The sequence below is a fragment of the Pseudomonas sp. BJa3 genome (genome assembly GCF_026343815.1).
Classification (GTDB): Bacteria; Pseudomonadota; Gammaproteobacteria; order Pseudomonadales; family Pseudomonadaceae; genus Aquipseudomonas; species Aquipseudomonas soli.
In genome coordinates this window covers 1-261 of the sequence record NZ_JAOXMC010000297.1, presented here as the reverse complement: position 1 = coordinate 261, position 261 = coordinate 1, and the positions used below count along the sequence as shown (strand labels likewise).

At 73.2% G+C, this 261-nt stretch carries 1 protein-coding gene; it reads left to right on the top strand.

The features are described from left to right. Positions 1–261, top strand: a 261-nt coding sequence (locus tag OH705_RS27775) for a 5-formyltetrahydrofolate cyclo-ligase (protein ID WP_323873513.1), incomplete at both ends; no start/stop codon positions are given.

Below are 261 nucleotides of genomic sequence, written 5' to 3'. Positions count from 1 at the left end.
GGGGCCGAGGTGCTGCCCGACGTGCTGCTGGTCCCCACCCTGGGTTACACCGAATTCGCCGACCGGCTCGGCTACGGCGGCGGCTACTACGACCGCACGCTGGCGGCGCTGCGCGAGCGCGGCCACGCCTTCACCACCATCGGCGTGGCCTGGAGCTGCGGCGAGCTGGACCCCGGCTATGAACCGGCCGCCCACGACTTCCGCCTCGACGCCGTCATCACGCCGGACGGCTGGGTGCCGCATGCCCCGCAGGAACAACCC